The sequence below is a fragment of the Microvirga sp. RSM25 genome, from assembly GCF_044784385.1.
Taxonomy (GTDB): domain Bacteria; phylum Pseudomonadota; class Alphaproteobacteria; order Rhizobiales; family Beijerinckiaceae; genus Microvirga; species Microvirga tunisiensis.
The window spans coordinates 815,137-839,462 of record NZ_CP173039.1 but is presented as its reverse complement, the minus strand read 5'-3'; the positions used below and the strand labels follow the sequence as shown (position 1 = coordinate 839,462).

The window sequence follows — 24,326 nt, the reverse complement described above, 5'->3', positions numbered from 1 at the left end:
GCTATAACCGCGAGATCGCCACACCTCGCCCAGAGCCATTGTGGACCTCGGCACCTCAGTGCCTCAAATCGCGCAGGCTCTGGAACATCGCCGCCGTGGTGGTCTGCTGGTGCAGATCAGCAAGACGCCGAATAAGAGGCTCCCGCTCCTGAGCATGGTGAGCCTCAAGATGCTCACTAAGGCGCACTCTGATCGCTTCGGGGCCAGACCAGCCCTTGAGGCACTCCCGGTCACTTTCGTAGCAGGCTTCGACTTCGGACAACACAGCCAGCACGCGCTGTATTTCTGCCGTCAGAGCACCGCAATTAGATGGCGACAAGGCTGCTGGTTTGTGAACTGGAACGCGTGCCATGATGGCCTCCCTCAGTTCTTGTGCTTGAGGGCATTTTACACCTAGCGGGACATTAAGAACATCGGACGGTCCCGCAGCGCACCACAGCGTGCCCCAGCCAGTGATCAAGCAGGCTCTTCTTGCCAGCAGCAACTCAGGTAGTATCAGCACATTGATATGAACGGCCTTGCGAGTGGGCCAAGCGCAATGGAAGCCACCATGCCTTTTTTATTTTCATCTCAGAACGGCACGGGCTCTCAACCCTAACGAGATCGGGCTTGAGCTTCCCGATGCAGGAGCCGCCTATCTGGAGACGTTCCAGACGGCTCAGGACATGTGACGAGGTGAGAGGCTGTCAGGTGGTTACCAGTTTAGGGTGACGCGCCAGAGAGGGAAGCCATGGCTTATGTGATGTTCCAGTATGACCGTCCAACCGACACCCGGAACTGGAACAACTACAACCGGCACGTTCAAGACTGGATCGCCCAGCTTCTGAAGATGCCTGGAGGCGTTTCCTTCATGGCCTATCGCGCCGCTCATCAAAACAGCCCTGATACGTTCACCCTGCTGGAGTTCCACTCCATCGAGGAGGCGCGGCAAGCCGCAGCGTCGGAACCGATGAAGCATGTTCTCGACGAGTTGCGCGCCTTTGGCGCGATGGCCAAGGTGCTGCTGGTTGAGCGCTCGCCGTTCACACCCGAGCCCATCCTGGCGGAAGTCCAGCATTCAGCGAGCGACCCAGCCACACCAGTTTGACGTTGTCGCCTTTGCGCTGCTCGGCCACACCCTACCGCTGATGCCGGTCAATGCCACTCGATGGAGTCATGCCTGCTTCCTCTAAATGGCCAATGGCCTGAAGCCGGGTGCCCATCGTGAACCGATCAAGGCTGACCAGCGGCAGGTGGAGGAACGTGCCGATCTGGCTCTTCAGGAACTCGAAGGCGCGAAGGAAGGCTTGCTCCTTCTCGGCGCTGGGTCCTCGATGCCCCAATGCGCGATGGAAGGGTGTCCTGGCCACACCGGACAGGCTTCACCAGCCGCGCTGTCGCAGACGGTGAGCACGAAGTCCATGACAGGCGCTCCAGGTGCCGCGAACTCGTCCCAGCTTTTCGAGCGATATCCGTCTGTCGGATAGCCATGGTCGCCCAGCACCTTCAGGGCCAGCGGGTTGACTGTGCCTTTCGGCTGGCTGCCTGCCGAGTAGGCTGCGAAGCGGCCCTGCCCGTCCTTGCGCAGGATGCCTTCGGCCAGGATCGACCGGGCAGAGTTGCCGGTGCAGAGAAACAGGAGATTGTAGGTTCGTTCGGTCATGGGTGACCTCCCCGTGCCAGTCATTGCACCTCAGCCTCGTGCTCTGAAGCACCAAGCTCCTCCAGTCGGCTGCGTTGTCTCTTCTACAAAGCAGGCGGATGCTCCCGCTTGGTGCCGAAGGAGCGTGAGGGAGTGCCAGGGAACAGCGACACGTGGGTGTGCTGGGCGATCCATTCCTCGCCGACAACCTGCCGCCCGAGCACCACCGTCGCTCGTCCGGGCCGATCAAACGCTTTGCCGCCTTCGGTGTAGCCGGTAGACTCGAACACCGCCATGCCCACTGCCGTGAGCCGGTCACCAGAGATGATGGTGTGCAGATCATCCAACCGCCAGCGGAACTGGTCGATATGGCCCCAGACTTGACGCCACTGCTCGTGTTCGGTGGCCTCGCGCCCCATCGTGAACGCTGTGAAGGAGCCGAAGGTAATAATGTCGTCGGCGAAGAGCGGGCGCGAGCCCGCGAAATCCACCGTCTGGACGCAGAGTTGGAGCTTCTGGAACCAGCGGCGGATCAGGGCAACATCGTCATCATGTTCAGCCATGACAGCCTCCGCAGACTGAGGCTAGGTGACAGGCATGGTGCGCTTGCCCCCGCAGAGCGTCAAGCCGCCCGCAGGCTCTACTGTCGCCCTGAATTAGCTGGCCGACGGGCAACCGTAGGTGTATGGTGACGCTGTAGCCAAGGTGGAGCACGGCCATGACCCAAGCCGCTCGCCGACACAGCCATCCCGCTTCCAAAGCGACCGATCACAGTCGGTCTGCACGACGCAAGCAGGCACGGCTCCGTCACATCCATCCACTCTCGCACGTCGAGCACCTCGCGCTGGTTGAGGACGTCCGCGCGAGCCGCCGCTCGCAATACATGCGCGATCAGCTTCCCGCCTTTCTGCCCCACCTGCGAGCATTTGCGCTGCATCTGACCCGCGATCCGGTCCGGAGTGACGATCTCGTGCAGAGCACACTCCTGCGGGCGTGGACGAACCTGGATCACTTCCAGCGTGGCACCAACCTGGAGGCATGGCTGTTCACGATCCTGCGCAATTGCGTCTACTCGGAGCACCGTAAGCGCAGACGGGAGATTGAAGACCCAGAGGGCGGCTTTGCCAGACGCCTGATGGTTCAGCCCGAGCAGGAATCCAAGCTGATGCTGGACGACCTTCACGAGGCGCTGGCGTATCTGTCGCAAGAACAGCGCAAGGCTCTCCTTCTGGTGGTGGAGCAAGGCGAGACCTACGAGGACGCGGCGACTCTGTGCGGTGTTGCCGTGGGCACGCTCAAAAGCCGCGTCAACCGGGCTCGCACCCAGCTTGCCGCGATGTTGCAGATGGAAAACCGGCACGATCTCGGCCCAGATCGGCTGATGCAAGCCGCCCTCCAACACTAGAAGGTCGTGACTGCCATCTAAATCCATTCTCGGTTCCACCCAGAGGGAGGACCACATGCCGCCTTCAACACCGGAGAAACCCAAGCAGGGAAAGGCAGACCCGAGCGAAGGCAAGAGGGCAACTTCGGCTTTCCTCAAGCCGCTCCAACCGTCACAGGAGTTGGCTGCCATTGTCGGCTCGGCTCCCTTGCCGCGCCCGGAGGTGGTGAGCAAGGTCTGGGAGTACATCAAGAAGCACAAGCTCCAGAACCCGCAGAACAAGCGCGAGATCATGGCGGACGAGACGCTTCAGGCGGTGTTCGGAGGCAAGAACAAGGTCAGCATGTTCGAGATGAACAAGCACCTTGCCCAGCACCTCAAGTGAATTCTCTGAGCCGTGAGCAATGCAAGCCTGCAAGAGGGGAACTGCGTCACAGCTTTATGGCTGAGCCGCTTCTCTCAAGGCGGCGGCGTGCAGACGCTCGCGGAGCGCCGCGTGGCGCAGGTAACGGGCTGCGTAGCAAAGACGTGCAGCCTGTTTCACTCGCTTCTGATCAAGCAAGCGCTCGACCTTACGCTCCAGCCTCGCAACAGCACGCTCGCGACACTCAGCCCAGTGCTCAAGGGCCTTCGCGTGCTGAAGAGGTTCTGGCGGATGGCAGATTCTGATCATCCGCGCACCAAATCTCGGCATTCGGAAGAGAGGCAATCTCGCAGAACATTACGTCTGAACAGAGGTTGCCGAGACTGTTGTCTCATTAAGACAATGGCCGGGATTTGGCGTGTCTGCCAGTCTTGTATGTCCCCGCATTGCACTACGCTCCCTGGCAGAGACCGACAAAGTCGCAAAGCCGATCAGCATCGTGCTGCGATAATGTCTTGCTCAACTTGCCCCGCCGTCCCGCTCCTGTAAGCGGCGGATGAGGGAGGCAAGCTCTTCCGGAAGCGGCTCTTGGAGGGGCACCGGGTGCTGGGACTGGAGCCAGCGCCCGATCTCGGCTGTAAGCTCGGCAGGTGTCAGTACGCCTCTAAAGGGGGTGTTCGCCCCGCCGTTGGGCTTCGGGGAGTCAGGTCCGCCGTCGTCCGGTGTGTCCGCAGCCATTTCACTCTTCCGGCTGCCCCTCGCCCTCGAACCCGTTCAACGTGTTGTCAGGGACAACCTCCAGCAGGCGCTTCGGTTTCGGCGAGACAGTTTACATAGGTTAAGAAAAGTGCAACCGTGGCCGTCAACCGGATGCTGTCTTGCCGCAGAGCATTTGTGCGGCTTCATGCCCCTGTAGAGGGCTCCGACCAGCATCCCGTCGTCATCGTAGGTCCAGTCCAGATTCGAGTACCGGTGAGGTTGTCGAGGCGAGGTGTCCCATGGCGCAGAAATTCCAGGTTGGACAGACGGTGCTCCCAGCCCATCCCAGGGGAGCCAATCCTGGCTCCTACGTGATCGTCCAGGTGCTGCCTGAGACCTCGCACGAGCGCCAGTACCGGATCAAATCGCTCTCAAGCGCAACCGAGTGCGTCGTCGGCGAGACACAAATCAAAGGAATGAAAACAGAGGCAAGTCTCCCGTGAAGCTCTCACCGCTGCAAGGGGGAGCGCCATGCCTGTAGACCTGCCGCCGCAGCCAAGTGATCGTGAGATGGCTCCACGTGGACTTTTCGCTCGTATTCTGAACTGGACCGCCGTCGTGGTCGGCATCGGCTTGTGCTGGTGGGCTGCCGCCCTCCTGCTCTAGGAGGTAGGCTTATCGTCAGCGGGAGCGCGAGGCTCGACGCACATGGTGCTTGAACTGAATCAGGAGCAATTGGGCGTTCTCAGGCGAGCCCATGAAGCGAGAGTGCGTGACATGCACACGCGCTTGGGAGGCGACCCTGGGGATGAGGGCTTCCGGCGCGAAGCAAGACTCGCGACACAGCTTCTGCGACAGGTCGAAGCTTTGGAAAGGCAATCTGGTCATCGCGCTTGGAGAATCGGGCGGATCGAGTCTCTGCCGGAAGGAGACGAGAACTGAGTGGAAACTAGCCGTGAGGCTGACCTTCCTTTCGTCGGCTGTCTAAGCTGACTTGCCTCGCCAAGCCGTTCTCACGACTACTAACCCAATCACGCTTTCATGGAATGGTCACGTGTCGGCGGGGTGTTCCTCGACAAGGGTTCCGATCAGACGCAGCAATTCCCGCTGTTCCGGACCATCGCCTCGACTCAGGAAGGCGACAATGTCCTCATGGTCCACGTGCCCTCCGGACGCCGCATTGGTCTCGTGATGGATGAACAGAGCCCCTGAAGGGTCGCGGATCAAATACCAGCGGTCACCGTTTGCACCGTCGTAGAGCTTACGCGCCTTCTTCATGTGGGCTCCTATCGATCGACATGGCGCGTCCACTGTACAGATTTCGTGAGAAGCCAGAAAGTGCCCTCTGAGTGAATGAGTGTTTCCTCATTCGAACCTCAGCCACATCTTCAGCAGGGTCTGGGAAGGCTGATTTACCCGAATAAAGTTAGGTCAATCCGTTCGGCAGGTCTCACCGTGGTCCCGTGGATCGGGAAAGCAAGGTTGTGCTCAAACAGTCAGGATACTTTTGTCACATGGCAGCGCTTACCCTGCATAGCTCCTCAACCAGGGTCTTCACATAGGTTAAGCCTATCCTGGAACGGTGCTCGCAGCCTTGGCGTTACAATTGGTGCAGGTTGCCGACACACCTGCTCTGAGTGTCCTGGAGGGCTCGCATGGTGAACGCATCCGGTATCAGCAGCCAACCCACTCCTGACCAGGAGAAGGGTAAGTCTGCGGAGTGTCCCCCGGACAGCAAGCTGCCCGAGAACTCGCAGGAGAACCTCGATGCAAGGCTCGACCATGCCATCGAGGAGACCTTCCCGACGAGCGATCCGGTTTCCGTGACCATCACCAAAGGCCCTGAGCCTCATCGCCCTGATCAGGAAGCCAGTTCCTCATCGGCGGATGACCAGCAGAGCCAACCGAGGCAGGACTCAACCGCGCACGTTCTGGATCAGGTGCGGGAGGCGCTCAATGATGTTGCCGGGAATGCCGCTGAGGTCGCTGGGACTGTGTACCGCCAAGGCGAGAACTATGCGCGACAAGCCGGTGAGCGCTACCCCGAAGCTCAGCAGTATGCTCGTGAGGCTCAGCGGCTCGTCACCCGTCACACCACCGGGAGCCCTCTGCTATCGCTCGTCGTCGCTGGAGCCCTCGGCTATGCGCTGGCTTGGATGATCCATGGCGAGCGGCGAAACCGGGACAGACACGTGCCGGATTATAGCCGAACGGGCCGGGGCTATGCCCCACACCGTAGCCAGGAGCGTCGATAGATTTGCGAACAGCTATGGAGATAGACACAACATGGAGATCAAACAAAGGCTCTGATCGGAACCCTAACCAGACAAACACCTTATCGCCGCACAGCGAATTAGAGGTGATCAGGGGCATCGAGGTCCTCTGTAACTCGGAGAGGAGACGCCATATGACTCAGACGGATGCTACAACCAACACCAATGCTCCCGGCGTGATGACCGGCAAACCCTTGATCGAGAGTGATCGGGTTGAGGGCACGGCTGTGTATGATCCGCAAGGCAACCATCTCGGCTCGATCAAGCGGCTGATGATCGAAAAGATCAGCGGCAAGGTCGCGTATGCCGTGATGAGCTTCGGCGGCTTTCTCGGCATGGGCGAAGACGAACACACCATTCCCTGGAGCAAGCTCACCTACGACACTGGCTTGGGCGGCTACCGCACGGACATCACGGAAGAGCAGCTACGCGGGGCACCGACCTTCTACCGGGATCGTGATGACTACGACTGGTCCGACCGGGAGCGCGAGCGCGAACTGCACGACTACTGGAGAACACCATACTATTGGGGCATCTAAGCTTAGTAGAGGGCCTCTCGCAAGTTGCATGAGACAGGCATGGGAGCCGAAGCGCTCCCGTGGCTGTCGGCCAATTCCAGGTCAGTGACAGATGCCCGATCATTCCGAAGCGTCACCGCTCGATAGCATTGTTGCACTGGCACGCCAGATCGCCGATGAGTGCCCATCCTGTGCCAGCCGCGCATCGGACATTATCATGTGGGCGAGCGAAATCAGAGAGCGGCGACCCAGCAGGGAGGAACTTGCCGCACTCGTGGATTCCACCTGCAAGGGCTATCTCCCAGATGATTAGCGCGAGCTTCTGATCAACGGGCTGAGAGCCCTCGTCCGGTTTGCGGAGTAACTGCCGATGCATTTCTGCTGGCGGAAGCCTCGAAACTGCCCTCAATAAGTCGGCACCAGCCGCTGCTCGATCAGGGGAGCTTGCATTCGAAACCGTAAGCCTTCCGGATCATACTGGACCTCCACCTCGGCCTTGCATTGCATGGGCAGAACCCGCTGGAGCAGCGTTGTGCCAAAGCCCTGGTGCTGCGGCTCGCCCACGGGAGGTCCGCCACGCTCCCTCCATTCGAGATGAAGTTTTCTAACACCCTCCACTTCATCGACGCTCCACCTGACTTCGACGTGTCCGTCTGGAACGGATAAAGCCCCATGGCAGATGGCATTCGTGGTCAGTTCGTGAAGGGCCATACCGACCGGAACCGCCAGATCAGCCGATAGCTCCACGGGTGGACCAATCAACATGAACCGAGGCTGTCGGCTCTCGGCGAAGGGCTTGAGTTCGTTGAGGGCGATCTCGCGCAGGGGTGCGGTCTGCCAGTAGTCCTCGGTCAGCAGGTTGTGAGTTTTCGCAAGCGAGGTGATCCGGTTCGAGAACGAGCGGTAGAACGCGTCAAAGCTGCCGGTGGACCGCCGCGTGGCTCCGACGAGTGCCTGGACAGTGGCCAAGGTATTCTTCACCCGGTGATGAAGCTCTCTGACCAGCAGGGATTGCCGCTGCTCAAACGTGCGATTTGCTTCCAGCACATCATCCCGCTCGGCAATCGCACGGCGCAGTTCCAGTTGTGACATCACCTGCCACGCCAGCATCGTAAGAGTGGACGCCTGCTCCTGGGTAAGGTCGCGGGGCATATGGTCAAGTACACATAGTGCTCCCAAGGGAACCCCATCAGGCGTTCTCAATACAGCCCCGGCGTAGAAGCGCAGGTGCGGCTCCCCGGTTACCAGAGGGTTGTCGACAAACCGAGGGTCTTCAGTCAGGTCTGGAACGATGGTCAGCCCAGGCAAAAGCATGGCGCTAAGGCAGATCGAGCGGTCGAGCGGCGTCTCGCGGACGCCGAGCCCCAACTGGGCTTTGAACCACTGTCTGCGCTCGTCGATGAGGCTGATCAAGGCAACAGGCGTCTGACAGGCGCGAGCGGCAAGCTGGACCAGATCGTCGAATTCAGGTTCTGGCGGCGTGTCGAGAATCCGGTAGCTGCGCAGGGCTGCAAGCCGCTCACTCTCCGTCAAGGCAGGCTGCATTTTGTTGTTCACCACGAGTCACTTACTGCTGAGACCGCTCGTGAGAACGTGCTTCGTGTACTTGCGTTCAAACGAAGCCGTTGATTTCCCCTGAATAGTTTAGTCGCAGCCGACCAGAAGCTGCCCGCAGGCTTGAACCAGAATCGTAGGTGGGACTGGCTTCTCGATCCAGGCGATGGGGTGGAAGTCTGAAAGAAGCGGGTGGTCCTTCTGATGGCCTGAGTAGATCAGGAACGGCACCCCACGACGGCTTAGCTCAACAGCGACGCTATGGCATGAGCCATCGTTGAGTGTCGCATCCAGAATGGCCATATCCGGCGTGGCGGTCTGAAGCCACTCCAGGGCGGCAGAGCAGTCCGTGAAGGGACCCGCCACCTCATGGCCCGCATCCTGCAACTCATCCTGAAGGTTGATGGCAATGAGAGCCTCGTCTTCCAAGACAAGGACAAGCGGCTTGCTGTCTGTGAGCTTAGTCATGCGATGAGCCTTGGCCATCTGATTTGAATCGGACCTGAACGGCCAACCGTGACCATTGAGAGCATTGTTTTGTCGGCGGCATGAACCAAGCGGCTGGCTGGTGATGATAAAAAATAACCCGGCTGCTTTCACAAGCGCCGGGTCGAGCAATCTCTCGTAAGTCTTGGACCCACTGCACAAGGGGAATGCGGGGTATAGCGGGTCTCTCTGATTGACTAATCCTGCAACCACCGGAGAGTTCCATTCCTGCTCGGCTCAAGACATCTGACCGCTTGTTGATGCCACTGACGAAATGTACTCCATGCAAGCGTCGTATTTTCTTGCGCTGGCTACCGCTTCATTCGAGGAATCGGCCTGATTTCCGCGCCAGTATTGGCACTGTGCCTCCCCCGTCGCAGTCAGAAGTAGGCAAGTGCGCGACACGAGAAAATCCGATCTTCTGCCCGCTATCCACAGCCTCTCACAAATATGGTTAACGCATTCTCAACGCCCCGCTACTTCTACTGTGACGGTGACTTGGAGGCGGCGATGGGCAGCATGAGAGAGGGTGGAAGACGCAAATCGCTAATCTCTGATGAGGAGCTTCTGCGAACCATCAGCGAAGACCTCCGCAGCTTCTATGCCGATATCATCCGCCAGCCCTTGCCGCCGAGGATCGAAGCCGCATTGGCCCGCATCTCTCATGCACAAAGCCAAAATAGCAACTTGGGCCGACCCGCAGCGCACTGGGCGCGAACCTCGCTCGCGGTTTAGACGCTTGCAGCGACTGTGACAGCAATGATGGGTGACGCGGCGAGGATGCTGTACCCAGCCCATGTGTGCGATTGCGGCTTGCTGTGAAAGTTCACCTCGTCCCACATTCTGATCCCCCGCAAAGGCTCGCCCATGAGCCTTGCTGACTGGTATTCTCGCATCGTCCTCGATCTCAGCGGGAGCCATAAGAGCCAAGCTTCAAGTTACGTCCCGTACGGTAGGCTTGGACCATCCTTGCACAAGCGAGCTTGACGGTGAGGTCAGGCAACGCATCCACTCTAATCCGCCGCCAGTGCCGCTTTGGTCACATTGTCAGGTCCGAGTTCAGCTTCGCTGGTGACGTCCAGAAGGTAGGTCAGCTTCAGGCGAGCCCGATTGACGCGACTTTTAACAGTGCCGACCGCCACGTTGCACACCTGAGCGGCCTCCTCGTAGGACAGCCCGTGTGCTCCAATGAGGAGAAGCGCCTCGCGCTGTTCTTTGGGGAGTGTCGCCAGAGCCGCGCGGAAATCCTCGAAGTCGAGATGGCTCTGCTGATCCGGGTGCGTTTTGAGCCGCGCGGCATAGGCCCCATCCGCATCCTCGACTTCATGCTTGCGCTTGCGGTAATCGGAGTGGAAGAGGTTGCGCAGAATCGTAAACAACCACGCATTGAGGTTCGTGCCGGGTTCGAACTTGTCGATGTTGGCCCAGGCGCGCAGGATCGTCTCCTGCACCAGATCGTCAGCCCGGTCGCGGTTGTTGGTGAAGGAGATGGCAAAGGCACGGAGGCTCGGGAGAGCGGCGAGCAGTTCATCCCGCAGCGACGCTCCCTCAACCAACATGCTGCGGTGTCTCCAAGCACGTCTCGATCTCACAGGCCAGCTTCATCAGCGGAGGAGATAGCGGTTGCTGGAGCAATCCAGCATAAATCGCTTGCAGATTCGTCCCGATCCGGTCGCGTGTTTCCGCTTGGATGTCCTTCCACAGACTGTCGTCTCTCCACGCATGGGGAACGACAATGATCTGGCCCACGGGCCAATCTTCATCCGCAGCAGGTGCCATGAGGCGTTTCCTCTCAATCCGCTCTCTTGCTGGAGCACGACAATCAACAGCAAAGGTTCTGAGACGTTCCAGGAAGCGGAACACAAATTTTTAGCTTATGTTAATGTCACGTGTAGTGGGGCTGGACCGGTGAAATCGTCTGATGTCGCCATCGAAGACGGGACGGGTAATTGAGCTAAAAAGAACCCGGCTGCTCTTTCAAGCGCCGGGTCGAGCAATGTGTATCTCGTAAGTCTTGGACCCATCTGCACAAGGGAATGCGGGGCATTGATGGGTCCGCATGTTTGGATAATACTAGCAAAGCCGACTGATTCCTAAATATGCTGGATAGTTGCTTGGAGGGCTTTGCTCTTAGCCTGCGCCTGTCATCCACTTGGCGGCTCAATTGTAGCAGGGCTCAGAAGTCGATAAAGCTCGCTCCTTCCTCCTGTTTAGCGAGATGCTTACCCCCACGAAGGCTCTGGGCAAATTTCCTTGCTCGTTGTGCCCCAGCGTGCGGAACAATTCATGCAGAATCTATCATTATACGCAGGAGCACGAGAGGCTTTCCGGTGAGTGAGAGTCGGATTCAGACCTTTGGGAACCGCAGTACGTCATCTGCGCCACAGTCCTTGCCCCGCGATGGCATCCCCGACTGTGCCCCGACTGTGGGGAGGAAACAAACGGTCCTATTCAGACTCCAACCTTGTGAACGACAATGTGACTGGCGAGTTTAACTCCCCATAAGGTCGGAGGGTCACAACCCATGGCCGTGAAGTACGTCTTGATCTTCATTCTCAGCAGCGCAAACCCGACTGAACAACATGTCGCGCAGGCTTGGGATAAGCTGTTTCCAAGCTATGATGACTGCCTGAAACAGGCATCCACTCTCGAACCACAGAATGCGGTTCTGAAGGATTGCAAGACTGTTGAGGTTCCCGGTGAGGGACCGTCTAAGGAAGATGTTGTGCTCACGCCGGAAGCAAGCGTGCTTGAGGAACCCGACCAAACCGCTGCACCTGCACCGCCGTTGCAAAATGAATAGCCACGTCTAGCCTCGGATTTCGGTCAATAGGTTTGTGCGCGAGGAAGGCCGACGCTCAGGGGCCTGGTGAGGCGGTACGCATCGTGGGCGGGGATGAGGCAATCATCCCTGACTGGACACCCTGCCCGACCGGCAGCACAATTGTTCCGGAATGCCACCGAGGGTCCGATGGATCGGCAGGAGCACAAGGTCGAGCGGCTGCCGCAATCGTTCCGGCTCAGATAGCGAGTATTTCCTGGCGAGTATGGTAAAGCTGTACCCAGACCACAATACTGGCTGAGGACTCTCCCGTCAGATGCTCCACTCTATCCTGTCCCTGCGCTGGGTCACCCTGGTTGCTGCTCTTGGGGCCGCACTCGGGGCCATGCTGATGTTTTTCGAGGGTTGCCTGAAATTGGCCTATGCCCTGGAGATGGTGGTGCAGTCGAGCGCCGCCACTGAAACGTCGGTCATTGCCACAGTGATGCAAGCCACGGATGCGTTCCTGTTCGGCCTCGTCCTGATCGTGTTCGCCTATGCGATCACCTTCGGCTTTGCCTTCGACCTCCCGAATAGCGTTCGAGCCAAGGCACCGCTGTGGGTGCACATTGAGGGTCTCGGAGAAATCAAGATTACATTGATTCAGGTGGTCCTGGTCTACTTGGTGGTGGATTTCGTAACCGACGTGGTGGAGGCCGAGACCCGCGTTACCTGGGAGATGCTCGTGAAACCGACTGCCATTGTGTTGATCGCGGTAGCCCTCCGTCTGCTTAGCACCATGCACCTGAATGATCAGCCGGATGCTTCCGAACAACCTCGGCGAACATCCGAGACAACCCGGCACGTCGCTGAAAAATGATCGCCCGCCCTCCTACAACCGTTCACGCCCACCTGATCGTCTGCGAGCATTGAAAGTTCCAGGAGGTCACGTTCCTGTGCGGCACGTTGGATCATCTCAAACAAGCGTGAGACCTTGGTATTCAGCGCCCATTCGAAACCTCAAGACCGGGTGCTGAGCGCCACAGCACCTTTGCTTCGTGATAAACTTGGGGGCGCGACGAGGCGGTCGGACAAGTTCAGGAGTGATCCGTGACGGAGCTAACCTACGACGCCGGGGCTGCTGGTTATGACCGGATGTTTGCGCGGGTAACCCGGCTCTTCATCCCACCGTTGGTCCAAGCCGCCGCACTTGCCCCCGGCCACCGCGTCCTCGACGTGGCGACCGGCACGGGAGCGGCTGCCCTCTCCTGTGCTGAAGTGGTCGGACCAGCAGGGTACGTCGTTGGCGGCGATCTCTCCTGTGCGATGCTGGAGAAAGCGCGACGGAACCTTCGGAGCTTACCGGTCGCCCTTATGGCTTTGGACGGGCAGGCTCTCCCGTTCCGCGATGCGAGTTTTGATGCGCTGGTGTGTCAGCTTGGTCTAATGTTCTTTCCCGACCCGACACGCGGTGTGTCCGAGTTTCGGCGGGTGGTACGCGAGGGTGGGTGCGTCGCCGTCTCCGTCACCAGCGCTGCTCCTGAGCGTACGCTGTACTTCCGGGTGGGCTTCGCCATCGCCCGCCACCTCCCAGCAAAAGCGCAGGCGCTCCGTAGACTCTTTGCTTTAGGAGACCCACGTCGCCTCGGCGCTCTGTTGGAGCAGGCGGGCTTGGGCGAAACCGATGTGCGGAGCGAAAGGCGAAGGATCGCCTTCGCTTCGTTCAACAGCTATTTTAGACATGTCGCAAGCGGTGCTGGCACCGCAGGTCAAGCGTATCTTCAGCTTAGCCCAGATGCACAGCGTGACGTTCGGGAGGAGGTCTGGCGCGGTCTCCTTGGCTCAGGCTCGGATCGGCCATTCACAATCGACATGGAGGTCCTGATCGGGAGCGGACGCCGGTAGGGTGGCGGACCTATCCGTTCTGACCCTACTGGCTCGGGTTCAACTCTTCCGTAACTGCCCGCGCCCACCTGTTGCCGCGAGCAAAGCTTGGCGTTCGGACGCTCATCCTCCTATGGAGCGAGGCTGGACACCAGCCCCAACCCACATCAGAATCCTACCCAGAACAGCCGAGGGTCTCATGGATCGTCAGGAGCACAAGGTTGAGCGGCGGCTCGCAGCTATACTAGCGGCTGACGTGGTAGGTGCGGCGGGGCTGATGGAGGCGGATGAGGCAGGCACCCTGTCGGCTATTCGGACCATTCTTTCGCAGATCATCGAACCAGCCGCTTCCAGGCATCGAGGACGGATAGTGAAGACCATGGGCGATGGAGCACTCCTGGAGTTCGCCAGTCCGGTCGAGGCTGTCCTCTGCGCTGTCGAAGCTCAGACTGGGATCGCCCAATGGGTTGAGCCGCAATCCGGAGATCAAGCTGTCCAATTACGGATGGGTATCAATCTGGGCGATATTGTCATCACTGAAGATGGCGACATCCTCGGAGATAGCGTGAACATTGCCGTCCGCCTTGAGAGTATTGCTGATCCTGGCGGCATCTGCATCTCGGGAAAGGTGTTCGATGAACTTGAGGGCAAACTGTCGCTGCCATTCGAGGACCGGGGCGAGCATCGTCTCAAGAACATTGCACGGCCCATACACGTCTATGCTCTCAAACCTGCGGAGATATCGTCTCGTGAGCCGAAGGCAGCCCGACCGACTCCGAACCACACTGACAAGCCTTCTATCGCGGCTCTTCCCTTTACCAACCTGAGTGGCGATCCCGAGCAAGAGTACTTCGCTGACGGCATTACGGACGACATCATCACGGCCTTGACGAAGACTCGCTGGCTGTTCGTCACGGCTCGCAACTCGTCCTTCGCCTTCAAAGGCAAGGCCATAGAGACTGATCAGGTCGCCCGCCGCTTAGGGGTTCGTTACATCCTGAGCGGCAGCGTACGTCGGGGTGGCGATCACGTCCGTGTCTCAGCCCAACTCACCGAAGCGGAGACCGGCGGCTCGATTTGGGCCGAACGGTATGACCGCGACATCGGCGATATCCTCGTGCTCCAAGATCAGATCGCCGAAGAGGTCACTGGAGCCATCGAGCCCGAGCTTCTCAAAAAAGAGGGGCAGAGGGGTGCTGAGCGCCACCAAAGCCTAACGGCTTGGGACTTGGTTCGGCGCGGCATGTGGGAGTTCCACAAGATCAAGCCGGAATCGCATAGCAGTGCGCGCGCCCATTTTCTGAACGCGATTGAGATCGAGCCTAACTCAGCGGATGGGTACATCTGGTTGGCACGGGTCGAGGCTGGATTTGCCGCATACGGCTGGAGTAACGATCCTGATACGAACTTGCGGGACGGGATGGCAGCTAGTCTCAAGGCCGTTCAGCTAGACGAGCGGAACCCCTACTCACATTATGCAGTCGCCATCACTCATACCTTTTCAGGCGCGTTTGAGACAGCCATCCAGGCGGCGCAACGCGCCGTCTCTTTGAGCCACAGCTTTGCTCTCGGGTACCTCGTCCTTGGAGCCGCGCACTTGTATGCGGGGAAGCCCAAGGAGGCCATTGATCCTCTGGAGCATGGGCTTCGGCTTTCACCCTATGACCCACAGAACTTCAGTTGGCTGTTGCTTCTGGCATTGGCCTATCACTTCGCGGCTGAGCCTCAACAGGCACTCAGCACGGCTCGGCGAGCGCTGTCGCTGCGCCCGCACTGGCACGCTGCTCTTAAACTGGTTGTGTTGTGCTGTAGGGCGCTTGGCGATCTACAGCAGGCTCGATCTGCCGTCATGGAGCTTCAGGTCCGCGACTCTGGCGGCGATCTCATCCAGAGCATCGCCAGATTCAATTCCGCCTGGGCTGGAGAGATTGAGACGGCAGTTCATCAGACTGGGGATGAGCCGCCGAAACCATGAACGGTGCTCGGGAGCGCCGAACTACCCTGTTACCCTCTGGTGCAGGACCGAGCCCCGATGGGCGCAATTCCAGTAAGGCTTTATATTTGCGTTCCGGCTACAGGATGTGATTTGATAAATAGAAGAGATCGAGTGGAGGCACACACGCATTCGAACAAGATGCAGCGCCGCACCAACGACCGAGTGCGGCACTGACTAGCTCAGTAGGCCCTGTCACGACGAAGAAAATTACCGTCGCTTTCGAAGTCGCGCTGCGGACGGCGAATACTACCGGTCTCGTTCGGGTCCCATTCGCGCTGCTGGCGACGGACAACCGGAGGCTCATCATACCGACGACGTTCATAGCGATCACGGTCAAACCGTTGGCGCTGAACCTGCTGCCGTTCCCATTGTTTCCGGCGGAAGTAGCCAAGAGCGCAGCCTGCTGCCGCACCTTTCCAGCGATGACCACCGGCAAAATGACCCGCGACGGCACCACCGGCACCGTATTTCAGGCACCCACCGGGTTGAGCCTGCGCTGCCTCCGGGACAGCACCCAGAGTAAGCAGTGCAATCATACCGACAAAAATTTGCTTCTTCATAAAGGCAACTCCCATGATCGGATCAAACGCGCGGATCAAGAGCGCAGTTCCGACCAAATACCCGTAGGCAGATGCGCCGCTTTGCGAGCCTCATCATTGAGGCCGAGGACATTTCGAAGCTCGCGATCCAAGACGTGATGGTGGGCGTCGGATACTGCTATCCGTGTGTTCGAGTCTGGGGCTGGGCCGCTATCTACTGACCCAGTGCCTGTTCTTCGGATACGTCAGGGCGATACGCGGTCAGATCGTTTTCCAGAATAGTTCGGAGCCGGATTAGTGTATCGCGGTGACGCACGTCGATCTCGCGCGAACGTATCCTCTCCTCAATCAGTTTCAGCATAGAGGTGATCTCTGGTTCGGGCATGATCCAGCCACGCGATTTTCGGCTCATCAATGACCTCCGGGTGGTTACGGCGGCGATGTGGAGGTCGAAGCTTGGGTGTTCAAGAGGCCGAAAGCCACTCCCGCAACTTGGTCCAGCGGCGCTTCATGTTCCCACCGCGCACAGCCATCGCCACCGCTTTCCTTTGCCCTACCAACACCACCAGACGCTTGCCCCGTGTCACGCCCGTGTAGAGCAGATTCCGAGCCAACATTGTGAAGTGCTGCGTCACAACCGGGATGATGACGGCGGGATACTCCGAGCCCTGCGACTTATGGATCGTCGTGGCATAGGCGGGTACCAGGGTGTCGAGTTCGCCGAACGGATACGACACCTCCCGGCCATCGAAGGACGCGATCAAGGCACCTTCTTCGTCATCAATCCGCACCACGGTGCCGAGGTCGCCGTTAAAAACCTCCCGGTCATAGTCGTTCTGCGTCTCCATCACTCGGTCACCGGGCGAGAAGCGCCAGCCAAACCGCTCCACCTTAGTAGGAGGGTTGGGGTTGAGCACCTCTTGAAGCTGGATGTTGAGGTTGCGCGCTCCGAGCACACCCCGGTTCATCGGGCAGAGCACCTGGATGTCCTTCATCGGATCAAGGCCGAACCGGCGCGGCATCCGCTCCTTGATCATCTGAATGATCTTCGGCACACCTTCTTCGGGGTCACCGATCTCGATGAAGTAGAAGTCGCTCTCTTCGCCAGCCTTGGGCGGCTCGGGCATCTGGCCCTTGTTGATGCGGTGGGCATTCACCACGATCCGGCTCTCAGCCGCCTGCCGAAACACTTCGGTTAGGCGAGCAACGGGGATGCGGCCCGAGGCGATGATATCAGCCAGCACCTGCCCGGAACCAACCGATGGCAACTGGTCCACATCCCCAACCAGCAGCAGGCCCGCATGGGGCGGTATGGCCTTGGTCAGGGCGTTCATCAGTGGCACATCGACCATGCTGGTTTCGTCCACGACCAGCAGGTCGCAGTCGAGCGGGTTATCCTCCGTGCGTGAGAAGCCGCCGTGCTTGGGATCGATCTCCAGGAGCCGGTGGATGGTCTTGGCCTCTAGTCCGGTCTGCTCCGTCATACGCTTAGCCGCGCGTCCTGTAGGGGCCGCCAGCGCAACCCGGACCCCTTTGGCGACGAGCAGGCGCAGGATGGTATCCAGCAGGGTTGTCTTGCCGACACCTGGGCCACCGGTCACCACCGCTACCTTTGAGACGAGCACCAGCTTGAGCGCCTCGCGCTGGGAGGCTGCCAGGGTCTTGCCTGTGCGGCCCTCCACCCAGGGAATGGCTTTGTCGAGGTCGATCTCTGGCCAGGGCGGCGGACCAGACCCGCGCTCAGCGAGGCGGGAGGCGATGGCTTGCTCGGCCAGATGAAGCCCTTTGAGGAACAGACAGGTCTCGTCACCGATTGTGTCCGAGACGACCTCTCCTTTTGCAAGCTCTTCGGAGATTGCCGAGCGGATCAGGGCTGCGTCCACCTCAAGCAGTTGTTCCGCCAGCCGGGTGAGAGCCTCGACCGGCAGGGCGCAATGGCCCTCGTCGGTGGCGGTCTGAAGCGCGAACGAGATACCGGCCCGAATGCGCTGAGGCGCGGTCTTCTCCATCCCGAGCTTGGCCGCAATGGCATCGGCTGTCCGGAAGCCGATACCGCGCACGTCCTTCGCCAACCTGTATGGGTCCTCGGTCATGACCTGGACGGACTCATAGCCGTAGGTCTTGAAGATGCGCACCGCTCGGGCCGTTCCAACGCCGTGCGCATGCAAGAAAATCATGATTTCCCGCACCGCCTTCTGTTCAGCCCAGCCCGAGACAATCCGGGAGGCCCGCATGGGTCCGATCCCCGGCACCTCGGTCAGGCGCTCAGGACTGGCTTCGATGATCTCAAAGGTGTCCACCCCAAAGGCGGCAACGATGCGCTTGGCCATGGCTGGTCCGATGCCGCGCATCTGGCCCGAGGCAAGGTACTTTTCGATCCCTTCCACTCCGGTCGGCGGCGTGGTCTTCAGGACCTCGGCCTTAAACTGGAGGCCATGATCTCGGTCGCTGATCCAGAGGCCGCTGGCCGTGATCCATTCACCTGCCGAGACAGCCGGTGAGTGGCCAACGACTGTGACGAGATCACGCTTTCCACGGGTTTGGACCTTCACGACAGCAAAGCCATTCTCGGCATTGTGGAAGGTGACACGCTCGATGGTGCCTGCGAGGGTCTCCAGGACAGGTCTCTGATCAGCCTGTGCGGGTCGGAACATCTGATTCATGGTGCCTGCTGGGAGGATTCCCAGCCTCTTCGACTTTATCGCTGGATGGCGCTGCTGACGAGGTGGTGCTCCTTCGCTCCCATCCCCTTCCATCCAAGACTGTCAGTACCGGCCTCGCGGACGGCTCTCAGCAAGCTCGAAGGAAGACACAGGAGGTCAAAGCGTGACTTGACCCTGATGTATGTTCTATGTTTGTTCTTTTCGAGGCATAGATCAAGAGAGGTCCACCAGAACATGATTCGCACCGGATCAGACCGAAAGCTCACTGAGACGAGCGAAGCCGAGCAGCAGGCAAAGGATATGAAGCGGCTGCTCGCAAAAGCTGAGCAGCAGATCAGGAAGCTGCAAGAGAAGGTCGCGGATCAGAAGCAGCAGATTCGTGAGCTACAAGCTCAGGCCAAACACGAGGATGGCCTCGCTGCCGAACGCGAGGAACTCAAAGTTGAGATTGCTGACCTGAAGGGTGAGATCAAGGAACTGACCCGCGCTAATCGGGAGCATGTGGAGAAGGTCGATGCGCTCCGGGTCGAGAACGCGAAACTGAAAGCTGGAGCAAAGGTCCACTCACCGAGCAATAGGGCCACAGGGGCAGACCTACGGGGATCACCTCAGCCCTTGCTGTCCTGATGATCGGAGAAGCCGGTCGGTCTACGGTTCTCCCATTGAAGCTCCTGGATAGTCTCTTCCCGACTATCCATATCGAACGCATGGCAAAAACTTCAAAGAGCAACCCAGGCGGAACGCGAGGCAGGCGCAAGGCACCTGAGCCACCCAGCGCTTGGCTGCCGATCCGCATCAGCGTTGATCGGGAGGCACTGAACGCCCTGGACAAGCGAGCCATCGCTGCCCAGGTTGGGGTCGGTGTCGTGGCAGGCTGGCTGGCAAGCTGGCTTGTGGGCGGCTCTGGCCTCCTCCATTACGTGGTCACCGGACTTGCCGGATCGCTCGTCGGCGGCTTTCTTCTGGAGCGCTTTGGAATTGACCTCGGCATCCGCAATCAGACCGCCAGCCGGATTGCGACCGCAACCATAGGGGCGATGATCGTCGTCGTCCTCGCCCGCATCATCGGCTGAGAGGCATTTCCGCCTGCCACAAGGCGCACGACAGGCCAAGCCCGAGACAACCAAGCTCACCGAAGCAGGCACCATTTCAATGGTATCAGCCGCAGCCTGCCGCGCTCACATCACCAAGCGCACTCAGGTGGCTTGATTTCCGAGCAACCGGGCGGCTCCAGAGCCGCCCTTTTTCTTTCCCGGCCATAGGTGGATACAGTAAGTGAATACATCGGATCGAATTCCCGTAGGCGGCGCAGGAATAGGAGACCGTCGAGGCACTGCGGGATCGACAAGATTGGAGCCATTGCGAGCGTCACCATGGCAGCGGAAACCCACCTCATTCCCGCTTGGCGGCTTCTGGATCGAGAGGGTCTTCATGCGCTTGTGGGCGCACCAAGGCGCGGCCTACCTGAGGGCATTTTCCTCACTCCGAACCGAGCGCGGCACGAGATCAGCGCTGTCCCGTTGGTCATGGCAGCCCGTCAGGTGATTGAACGGGCTGCCGCACAAGGCGGCTTGCCCCTGACCGCAGCCGGTGCCCTGTCACGGGCTGATACGCGAGCCCTCTTTGACCTGATCGACTGGCCCGACTACGCCAAGAATGAGGTGCTTGCCGTCAATCGGGTGCTGAACGAAGCCGATGCCCTGCCGGTTCATGTCACCCGCATCGTGCTCCAAATGGCGGGCCTGCTGCGCCGTCGTGGAAAGATGCTGATCGCCACCAAGAAGGCTCAAGCCCTTCTTGATCCGAACGCATCTGCCGATCTCTTTGCGTTCTTGTTCGAGGCGACCCTGTGGCGGGTCAGCCTCAGCTACTTCGACCGGTTCCCAGTCGAGCACTGGCCGCAGGACCATATCGGCATTGTGCTCTGGTGTTTGTCAGCGGCGGCCAACAACTGGTTGGATGCCGACATGCTTGCTCAGGTCTGCACTGTACGCGACGAGCGTCTCGACCATACGGTCAGGGACTTTTCGGGGCCTGCTATGAGGAGCCGCGTACTCCGCCCGCTCACGTGGTTCGGGCTGATGGAGATGGCCCGCCGAGATGATGAAGTCCAGGCCGACTGGATGCGGCCTGCCGTATACCGGAAGACTGCCCTCTTCGATGCGGTGGTCGGATTCAAGGTCAAGGTGCCGGTGCGGACGGGAGCGGTCCACTGAGGAGCTTCAGGTGAAAGTGGGGAAGCGCTCGGATAATATGGCCCTGCCGTCTCCAGTACTTGCCCCAGGATTTGTCCCGAACCACACTTGATGACTGATCACTATCTCTCGGCTCTCTATGAATAGCCTCTGTGGAGGAAACTGATGAACGTCTTTGTACTGGCCGGGGCTGGCGTGTCAGCCGAGAGCGGCCTGGGCACCTTTCGGGATAAGGATGGGCTGTGGTCGCGTTTTGATCCGATGAAGCTCGCCACGCCAGCGGCTTTCGCCCACGATCCTGATCAGGTGTATGGCTTCTACAACATGCGCCGCCAGAACCTCCTGTCGGCGGAGCCTAACGCCGCGCACCTGGCGCTTGCCCACTTAGAAACCGGTTTAGTGGAGCGCGGTGGCAGCCTGTTCCTGTGTACGCAGAACATTGACGATCTGCACGAGCGGGCTGGATCAAAGCAGGTCATACATATGCATGGAGAGCTATTGAAGGCACGTTGCACAGCCTGCGGCGAGACGATGACATGGCGTGAGGATTTGAGCGTCGAGGTCCCCTGCCCGTCCTGCTGCCGCTCTGGAGGATTGAGGCCGCACGTAGTCTGGTTTGGCGAGATGCCGCTGGAGATGGATGCGATCTATGATGCTCTCCTCGCAGCCGACCTGTTCGTCGCCATCGGCACCTCAGGCTCGGTCTACCCGGCTGCTGGGTTCGTGTCAGAAGCGCGAGGGCATGGCATCCGCACTTGCGAGATTAATTTGGAACCCTCGGACAATGCCCGACAGTTCGACGAGAGGCGATATGGACCAGCGGGCGAAGCTGTCCCGGCTTGGGTCGAGCAGGTCCTCTCGTGCGGAAGAGCTTAGGGAGCGACGGTGCCTCGTTCGGCCCTCCAAAGCACCTCATCCAGAATAGTCGCACCGGGACGTTGGCGCACCGCATGATCGTGCGCATAGTTGATGCTGAGCAATGTCCTCATTTGCATCCTTAGGTGAGGTGTTCATGCCCAGCCTCCTTGTCCACGTCACCTGCGGGCCTGAGAACCCGACCAAGGCGACCCTCGCCTTCTTTGTCGCAGCGGCGGCGGTTGAAGCGGGACATGAGGTTCATGTCTTCCTGGCAGGGGATGCTGTCCAACTGCTGCGCGAACCCGTGCGGAATGCTCTGACAGGGCTCGGCACAGGTGCGCTGAACGAACACTATTTGAAGATTATCGCTGGAGGCGGTCGTCTCTACCTCTCGGGCGGGTCCTGCGCCGCACGAGGAGTAACCGATGAGGACCTCCAAGGTGTTCCCTATGAGAAGGGAGCCCCGCCAACCTTGGTTCGGTTGATCATGGAATGCGACCGGAACATCGTCTACTGACCCGGTGAGAACACGAGTCGGGATGGGAACTCAGATGCCAAACACCGTTTCCATTGCACTCCTCGACGACTTTGCGGCGGCTTGGAACCGGCACGACACGGATGCAATCCTGTCGATGATGACGGAAGGCTGTGTGTTCGAGGCCAGTCGTGGACCTGACGTGAAGGGGACCGTTTATAAAGGCCAGAGCGAAGTTCGCCGTGGGATCGAGGAGGTCTTTGCTACCTTTCCCGATGCGCGATGGAATGACCCCAGGCATTTCATTGCTGGGGATCGCGGCGTCTCAGAGTGGGTGTTCACGGCAACCGGGCCGGATGGCGCTCGCGTTGAAGTCCAGGGCTGCGATGTGTTCACGTTCAGGGACGGAATGATCGCAGTAAAGAACTCGTACCGGAAACAGCGGACCGGCTGATCCCGGAATTTCCCGGCGAGCGACGACCGTGCAAGATCGATCTCGACGACGCACAGGTTGCGAGCTTCTGTTCTGAGCATGCGTCGAACGACACCGCCTGCATAGCGGCGGGCACATTTCTCGCACGCAAGCTGTCCGCATCGGTGATCAGATCGGCATATTCCACCCATACATTAATTTATCATCGGAGTGATTTCTGGGTGGACTCAACCTACTGGAGGCAAACGGTTTAGCTTGCGTTGTCGAAGCTATAAGGCTGCTTGCTACACTCTGATAGCACGCTGCGCGAGCAGCAGTTTCCTAGCCAAAATCCTAACTAATGATAAGACGATCTATAGCTAGTGAGAAGCTGATGATCGACCTTTCTATTGTTTCGCATACTCTCCCCTCGCCTGACCTGATCAGGCTCGAACAAGACGCTGCCGAGATCGCCTCACATGCGCGTTCAGCCAACACTGTGCGCGCTTACCGGAATGACTGGGTGCACTTTTCCTCATGGTGCTGTGATATGGGCCTCCAGGCACTCCCTGCCCCACCTCGGACCGTCGCCCTCTATTTGGCAGCACATAAGGACCATTATGCGGTGGCGACTCTCAACCGTCGCCTGTCCGCGATTGCAGCCGCCCACCGGATGGCCGACTACCCCTTCGACACTCGCTGTCGTGAAATAGCACTCGTGATGGATGGGCTCCGTCGCACCAAGACAGTCCGTCAACGTCAGGTGACGGCATTGACCACACCATTGCTAGAGCGTGCGCTCAGCAATACGTCGAAATCACTGGCAGGTCAGCGAGATAAGAGCCTTGCATTATTGGGGATGGCAGGCGCTCTGAGGCGCTCCGAGATTGTCGCGCTGGAAGTCTCGGACCTTACTTATTCGCCCGAGGGAGTTCGGATCGTGATCCGGCGTTCCAAAGGAGATCAGCATGGGGAAGGTCAGGTGATCGCTGTCGCACGTACCAGTACAAACCTTTGTCCTGTCGCCAACTTGGAAGCCTACTTGGAGCGGGCTGGCATCACCGAGGGTCGTGTTTTCAGGGCCATTGACAGGCACGGCAATGTCAAAGCCGGTATGACGGACCAGAGTGTGGCCCTCATCGTCAAGAAGCTCACTGGACGGGCGGGTCTTGAAGGCGATTATTCCGGCCACAGCCTCCGCGCTGGCTTCGCAACTCAAGCCGCTCGCAGTGGTGTCGAAGAGCGCAAAATCGCCATGACCACTCGCCATAAGAATATGGACGTGCTCCGCAAATACATCCGCGAGGGAAACCTTTTTGCGAGTGCAGTTACCTCCGATCTGGGTCTGTAGTCTCTCGTGGTAAGTGCCAGGGCGAGCTTTGCTTCCTATCATCAATCTACTGGGTGATCGGCTAATCTAGACGCCATCAACCCGTCATCCGATTGGGGCCTCTTCCAGTTCGCCGCCTTGTTCGATGACGCCGCCGCTGTTCCTGCGCTAAGGTCGCCCGCGTAATTCTGTCGTTCACGTGTTTCCACGGCGGCTACGCCGCTGATATAGGATAGTTCTTTTGGTGACATGAAGCAGAGAAAGCTGAGGTGTGCTGCGGAGGGGCGCTTGTCGCCCGTCAGCAGGACATCTCA

General features: G+C 59.3%; 30 protein-coding genes and 1 pseudogene. 19 read left to right on the top strand and 12 right to left on the bottom strand.

Features of this window, described 5'->3' with window-relative positions; all coding sequences use genetic code 11:
* Positions 1-55: 55 nt before the first annotated feature.
* A complete protein-coding gene (locus ACD578_RS03980) occupies positions 56-352 on the bottom strand; it encodes a hypothetical protein (protein WP_404291077.1) in 297 nt (98 codons plus the stop codon).
* A gap of 172 nt (positions 353-524) precedes the next feature.
* Between ACD578_RS03980 and ACD578_RS03975 the strand changes: the two genes are divergently transcribed.
* Positions 525-671 (top strand): DUF6894 family protein, encoded by a 147-nt coding sequence (locus ACD578_RS03975; protein ID WP_404291075.1) that lies wholly within the window; start codon positions 525-527, stop codon positions 669-671.
* A 59-nt stretch (positions 672-730) separates the two neighbouring features.
* The gene (locus ACD578_RS03970) at positions 731-1,087 is read left to right on the top strand and encodes a hypothetical protein (protein ID WP_404291073.1); all 357 of its coding nucleotides are present in this window, start codon (positions 731-733) and stop codon (positions 1,085-1,087) included.
* Between the two features lie 31 nt (positions 1,088-1,118).
* Here the strand turns inward: ACD578_RS03970 and ACD578_RS03965 are convergent.
* Positions 1,119-1,642: pseudogene (locus ACD578_RS03965) on the bottom strand (arsenate reductase ArsC).
* Between the two features lie 83 nt (positions 1,643-1,725).
* A complete protein-coding gene (locus ACD578_RS03960; RefSeq protein ID WP_404291071.1) occupies positions 1,726-2,184 on the bottom strand; it encodes a YybH family protein in 459 nt (152 codons plus the stop codon).
* A gap of 155 nt (positions 2,185-2,339) precedes the next feature.
* Between ACD578_RS03960 and ACD578_RS03955 the strand changes: the two genes are divergently transcribed.
* Together ACD578_RS03955 and ACD578_RS03950 are read left to right on the top strand one after the other, a co-directional pair.
* Positions 2,340-3,026, top strand: a complete 687-nt coding sequence (locus ACD578_RS03955) for a sigma-70 family RNA polymerase sigma factor (protein WP_404291069.1) — start codon at positions 2,340-2,342, stop codon at positions 3,024-3,026.
* Positions 3,027-3,081: 55 nt separating this feature from the next.
* The gene (locus ACD578_RS03950; protein WP_404291067.1) at positions 3,082-3,390 is read left to right on the top strand and encodes an SWIB/MDM2 domain-containing protein; all 309 of its coding nucleotides are present in this window, start codon (positions 3,082-3,084) and stop codon (positions 3,388-3,390) included.
* A 498-nt stretch (positions 3,391-3,888) separates the two neighbouring features.
* On the opposite strand, the gene ACD578_RS03945 is transcribed toward ACD578_RS03950, so the two are convergent.
* Entirely contained in the window at positions 3,889-4,107 is a 219-nt protein-coding gene (locus ACD578_RS03945) for a hypothetical protein (RefSeq protein ID WP_404291065.1), read from the bottom strand.
* 260 nt (positions 4,108-4,367) lie between these two features.
* On the opposite strand from ACD578_RS03945, the gene ACD578_RS03940 reads away from it, so the two are divergent.
* Positions 4,368-4,571, top strand: coding sequence for a hypothetical protein (locus ACD578_RS03940; protein WP_404291063.1), 204 nt, complete (start codon positions 4,368-4,370; stop codon positions 4,569-4,571).
* 28 nt (positions 4,572-4,599) lie between these two features.
* Positions 4,600-4,734, top strand: coding sequence for a hypothetical protein (locus ACD578_RS03935; protein ID WP_404291061.1), 135 nt, complete (start codon positions 4,600-4,602; stop codon positions 4,732-4,734).
* Between the two features lie 384 nt (positions 4,735-5,118).
* Here the strand turns inward: ACD578_RS03935 and ACD578_RS03930 are convergent, their stop codons facing one another.
* Positions 5,119-5,346 (bottom strand): hypothetical protein, encoded by a 228-nt coding sequence (locus tag ACD578_RS03930; RefSeq protein WP_404291059.1) that lies wholly within the window; start codon positions 5,344-5,346, stop codon positions 5,119-5,121.
* 377 nt (positions 5,347-5,723) lie between these two features.
* Between ACD578_RS03930 and ACD578_RS03925 the strand changes: the two genes are divergently transcribed.
* A complete protein-coding gene (locus ACD578_RS03925; protein WP_404291057.1) occupies positions 5,724-6,323 on the top strand; it encodes a hypothetical protein in 600 nt (199 codons plus the stop codon).
* Between the two features lie 152 nt (positions 6,324-6,475).
* A complete protein-coding gene (locus tag ACD578_RS03920) occupies positions 6,476-6,880 on the top strand; it encodes a PRC-barrel domain-containing protein (RefSeq protein ID WP_404291055.1) in 405 nt (134 codons plus the stop codon).
* A 384-nt stretch (positions 6,881-7,264) separates the two neighbouring features.
* Here ACD578_RS03920 and ACD578_RS03915 read toward each other — a convergent pair whose 3' ends face one another.
* From ACD578_RS03915 to ACD578_RS03900, 4 genes are all read right to left on the bottom strand, one after another.
* Positions 7,265-8,404: a sensor histidine kinase gene (locus ACD578_RS03915; protein WP_404291053.1), complete on the bottom strand. Its 1,140-nt coding sequence runs from the start codon at positions 8,402-8,404 to the stop codon at positions 7,265-7,267.
* A 99-nt stretch (positions 8,405-8,503) separates the two neighbouring features.
* Entirely contained in the window at positions 8,504-9,031 is a 528-nt protein-coding gene (locus ACD578_RS03910) for a response regulator (RefSeq protein WP_404291051.1), read from the bottom strand.
* Positions 9,032-9,912: 881 nt separating this feature from the next.
* Complete coding sequence (locus ACD578_RS03905) at positions 9,913-10,458, bottom strand: sigma-70 family RNA polymerase sigma factor (RefSeq protein WP_404291049.1); 546 nt, start codon at positions 10,456-10,458, stop codon at positions 9,913-9,915.
* Positions 10,448-10,678, bottom strand: coding sequence for a hypothetical protein (locus ACD578_RS03900; protein ID WP_404291047.1), 231 nt, complete (start codon positions 10,676-10,678; stop codon positions 10,448-10,450). The genes ACD578_RS03905 and ACD578_RS03900 overlap by 11 nt, the downstream gene beginning before the upstream one ends.
* 745 nt (positions 10,679-11,423) lie before the next feature.
* Between ACD578_RS03900 and ACD578_RS03895 the strand changes: the two genes are divergently transcribed.
* The 4 genes from ACD578_RS03895 to ACD578_RS03880 all read left to right on the top strand — a co-directional run bounded on the left by ACD578_RS03895 (position 11,424) and on the right by ACD578_RS03880 (position 15,519).
* Complete coding sequence (locus tag ACD578_RS03895; protein ID WP_404291045.1) at positions 11,424-11,702, top strand: hypothetical protein; 279 nt, start codon at positions 11,424-11,426, stop codon at positions 11,700-11,702.
* 295 nt (positions 11,703-11,997) lie between these two features.
* The gene (locus ACD578_RS03890; RefSeq protein WP_404291043.1) at positions 11,998-12,540 is read left to right on the top strand and encodes a YqhA family protein; all 543 of its coding nucleotides are present in this window, start codon (positions 11,998-12,000) and stop codon (positions 12,538-12,540) included.
* A 230-nt stretch (positions 12,541-12,770) separates the two neighbouring features.
* Complete coding sequence (locus ACD578_RS03885) at positions 12,771-13,565, top strand: class I SAM-dependent methyltransferase (protein WP_404291041.1); 795 nt, start codon at positions 12,771-12,773, stop codon at positions 13,563-13,565.
* A 112-nt stretch (positions 13,566-13,677) separates the two neighbouring features.
* On the top strand, positions 13,678-15,519 hold the full coding sequence (locus tag ACD578_RS03880) for an adenylate/guanylate cyclase domain-containing protein (RefSeq protein ID WP_404291039.1): 1,842 nt from the start codon (positions 13,678-13,680) through the stop codon (positions 15,517-15,519).
* Positions 15,520-15,719: 200 nt separating this feature from the next.
* Here ACD578_RS03880 and ACD578_RS03875 read toward each other — a convergent pair whose 3' ends face one another.
* The 3 genes from ACD578_RS03875 to ACD578_RS03865 form a co-directional block, all read right to left on the bottom strand.
* On the bottom strand, positions 15,720-16,139 hold the full coding sequence (locus ACD578_RS03875) for a hypothetical protein (protein WP_404291037.1): 420 nt from the start codon (positions 16,137-16,139) through the stop codon (positions 15,720-15,722).
* 154 nt (positions 16,140-16,293) lie between these two features.
* The gene (locus ACD578_RS03870; RefSeq protein ID WP_404291035.1) at positions 16,294-16,491 is read right to left on the bottom strand and encodes a hypothetical protein; all 198 of its coding nucleotides are present in this window, start codon (positions 16,489-16,491) and stop codon (positions 16,294-16,296) included.
* Positions 16,492-16,543: 52 nt separating this feature from the next.
* Positions 16,544-18,742 (bottom strand): ATP-dependent RecD-like DNA helicase, encoded by a 2,199-nt coding sequence (locus ACD578_RS03865; protein WP_404291033.1) that lies wholly within the window; start codon positions 18,740-18,742, stop codon positions 16,544-16,546.
* Positions 18,743-18,910: 168 nt separating this feature from the next.
* Here ACD578_RS03865 and ACD578_RS03860 point away from each other — a divergent pair, with 168 nt between their 5' ends.
* The 7 genes from ACD578_RS03860 to ACD578_RS03830 all read left to right on the top strand — a co-directional run bounded on the left by ACD578_RS03860 (position 18,911) and on the right by ACD578_RS03830 (position 24,033).
* Entirely contained in the window at positions 18,911-19,369 is a 459-nt protein-coding gene (locus ACD578_RS03860) for a hypothetical protein (RefSeq protein WP_404291030.1), read from the top strand.
* An 80-nt stretch (positions 19,370-19,449) separates the two neighbouring features.
* On the top strand, positions 19,450-19,815 hold the full coding sequence (locus tag ACD578_RS03855) for a GlsB/YeaQ/YmgE family stress response membrane protein (protein ID WP_404291028.1): 366 nt from the start codon (positions 19,450-19,452) through the stop codon (positions 19,813-19,815).
* Positions 19,816-20,115: 300 nt separating this feature from the next.
* The gene (locus ACD578_RS03850; protein WP_404291026.1) at positions 20,116-20,958 is read left to right on the top strand and encodes a hypothetical protein; all 843 of its coding nucleotides are present in this window, start codon (positions 20,116-20,118) and stop codon (positions 20,956-20,958) included.
* Between the two features lie 144 nt (positions 20,959-21,102).
* Positions 21,103-21,813, top strand: coding sequence for an NAD-dependent deacylase (locus ACD578_RS03845; RefSeq protein ID WP_404291025.1), 711 nt, complete (start codon positions 21,103-21,105; stop codon positions 21,811-21,813).
* 136 nt (positions 21,814-21,949) lie between these two features.
* Positions 21,950-22,312: a DsrE family protein gene (locus ACD578_RS03840; RefSeq protein ID WP_404291023.1), complete on the top strand. Its 363-nt coding sequence runs from the start codon at positions 21,950-21,952 to the stop codon at positions 22,310-22,312.
* 34 nt (positions 22,313-22,346) lie between these two features.
* Entirely contained in the window at positions 22,347-22,724 is a 378-nt protein-coding gene (locus ACD578_RS03835) for a nuclear transport factor 2 family protein (RefSeq protein ID WP_404291021.1), read from the top strand.
* Between the two features lie 352 nt (positions 22,725-23,076).
* Entirely contained in the window at positions 23,077-24,033 is a 957-nt protein-coding gene (locus ACD578_RS03830) for a site-specific integrase (protein ID WP_404291019.1), read from the top strand.
* Positions 24,034-24,326 lie beyond the last annotated feature (293 nt).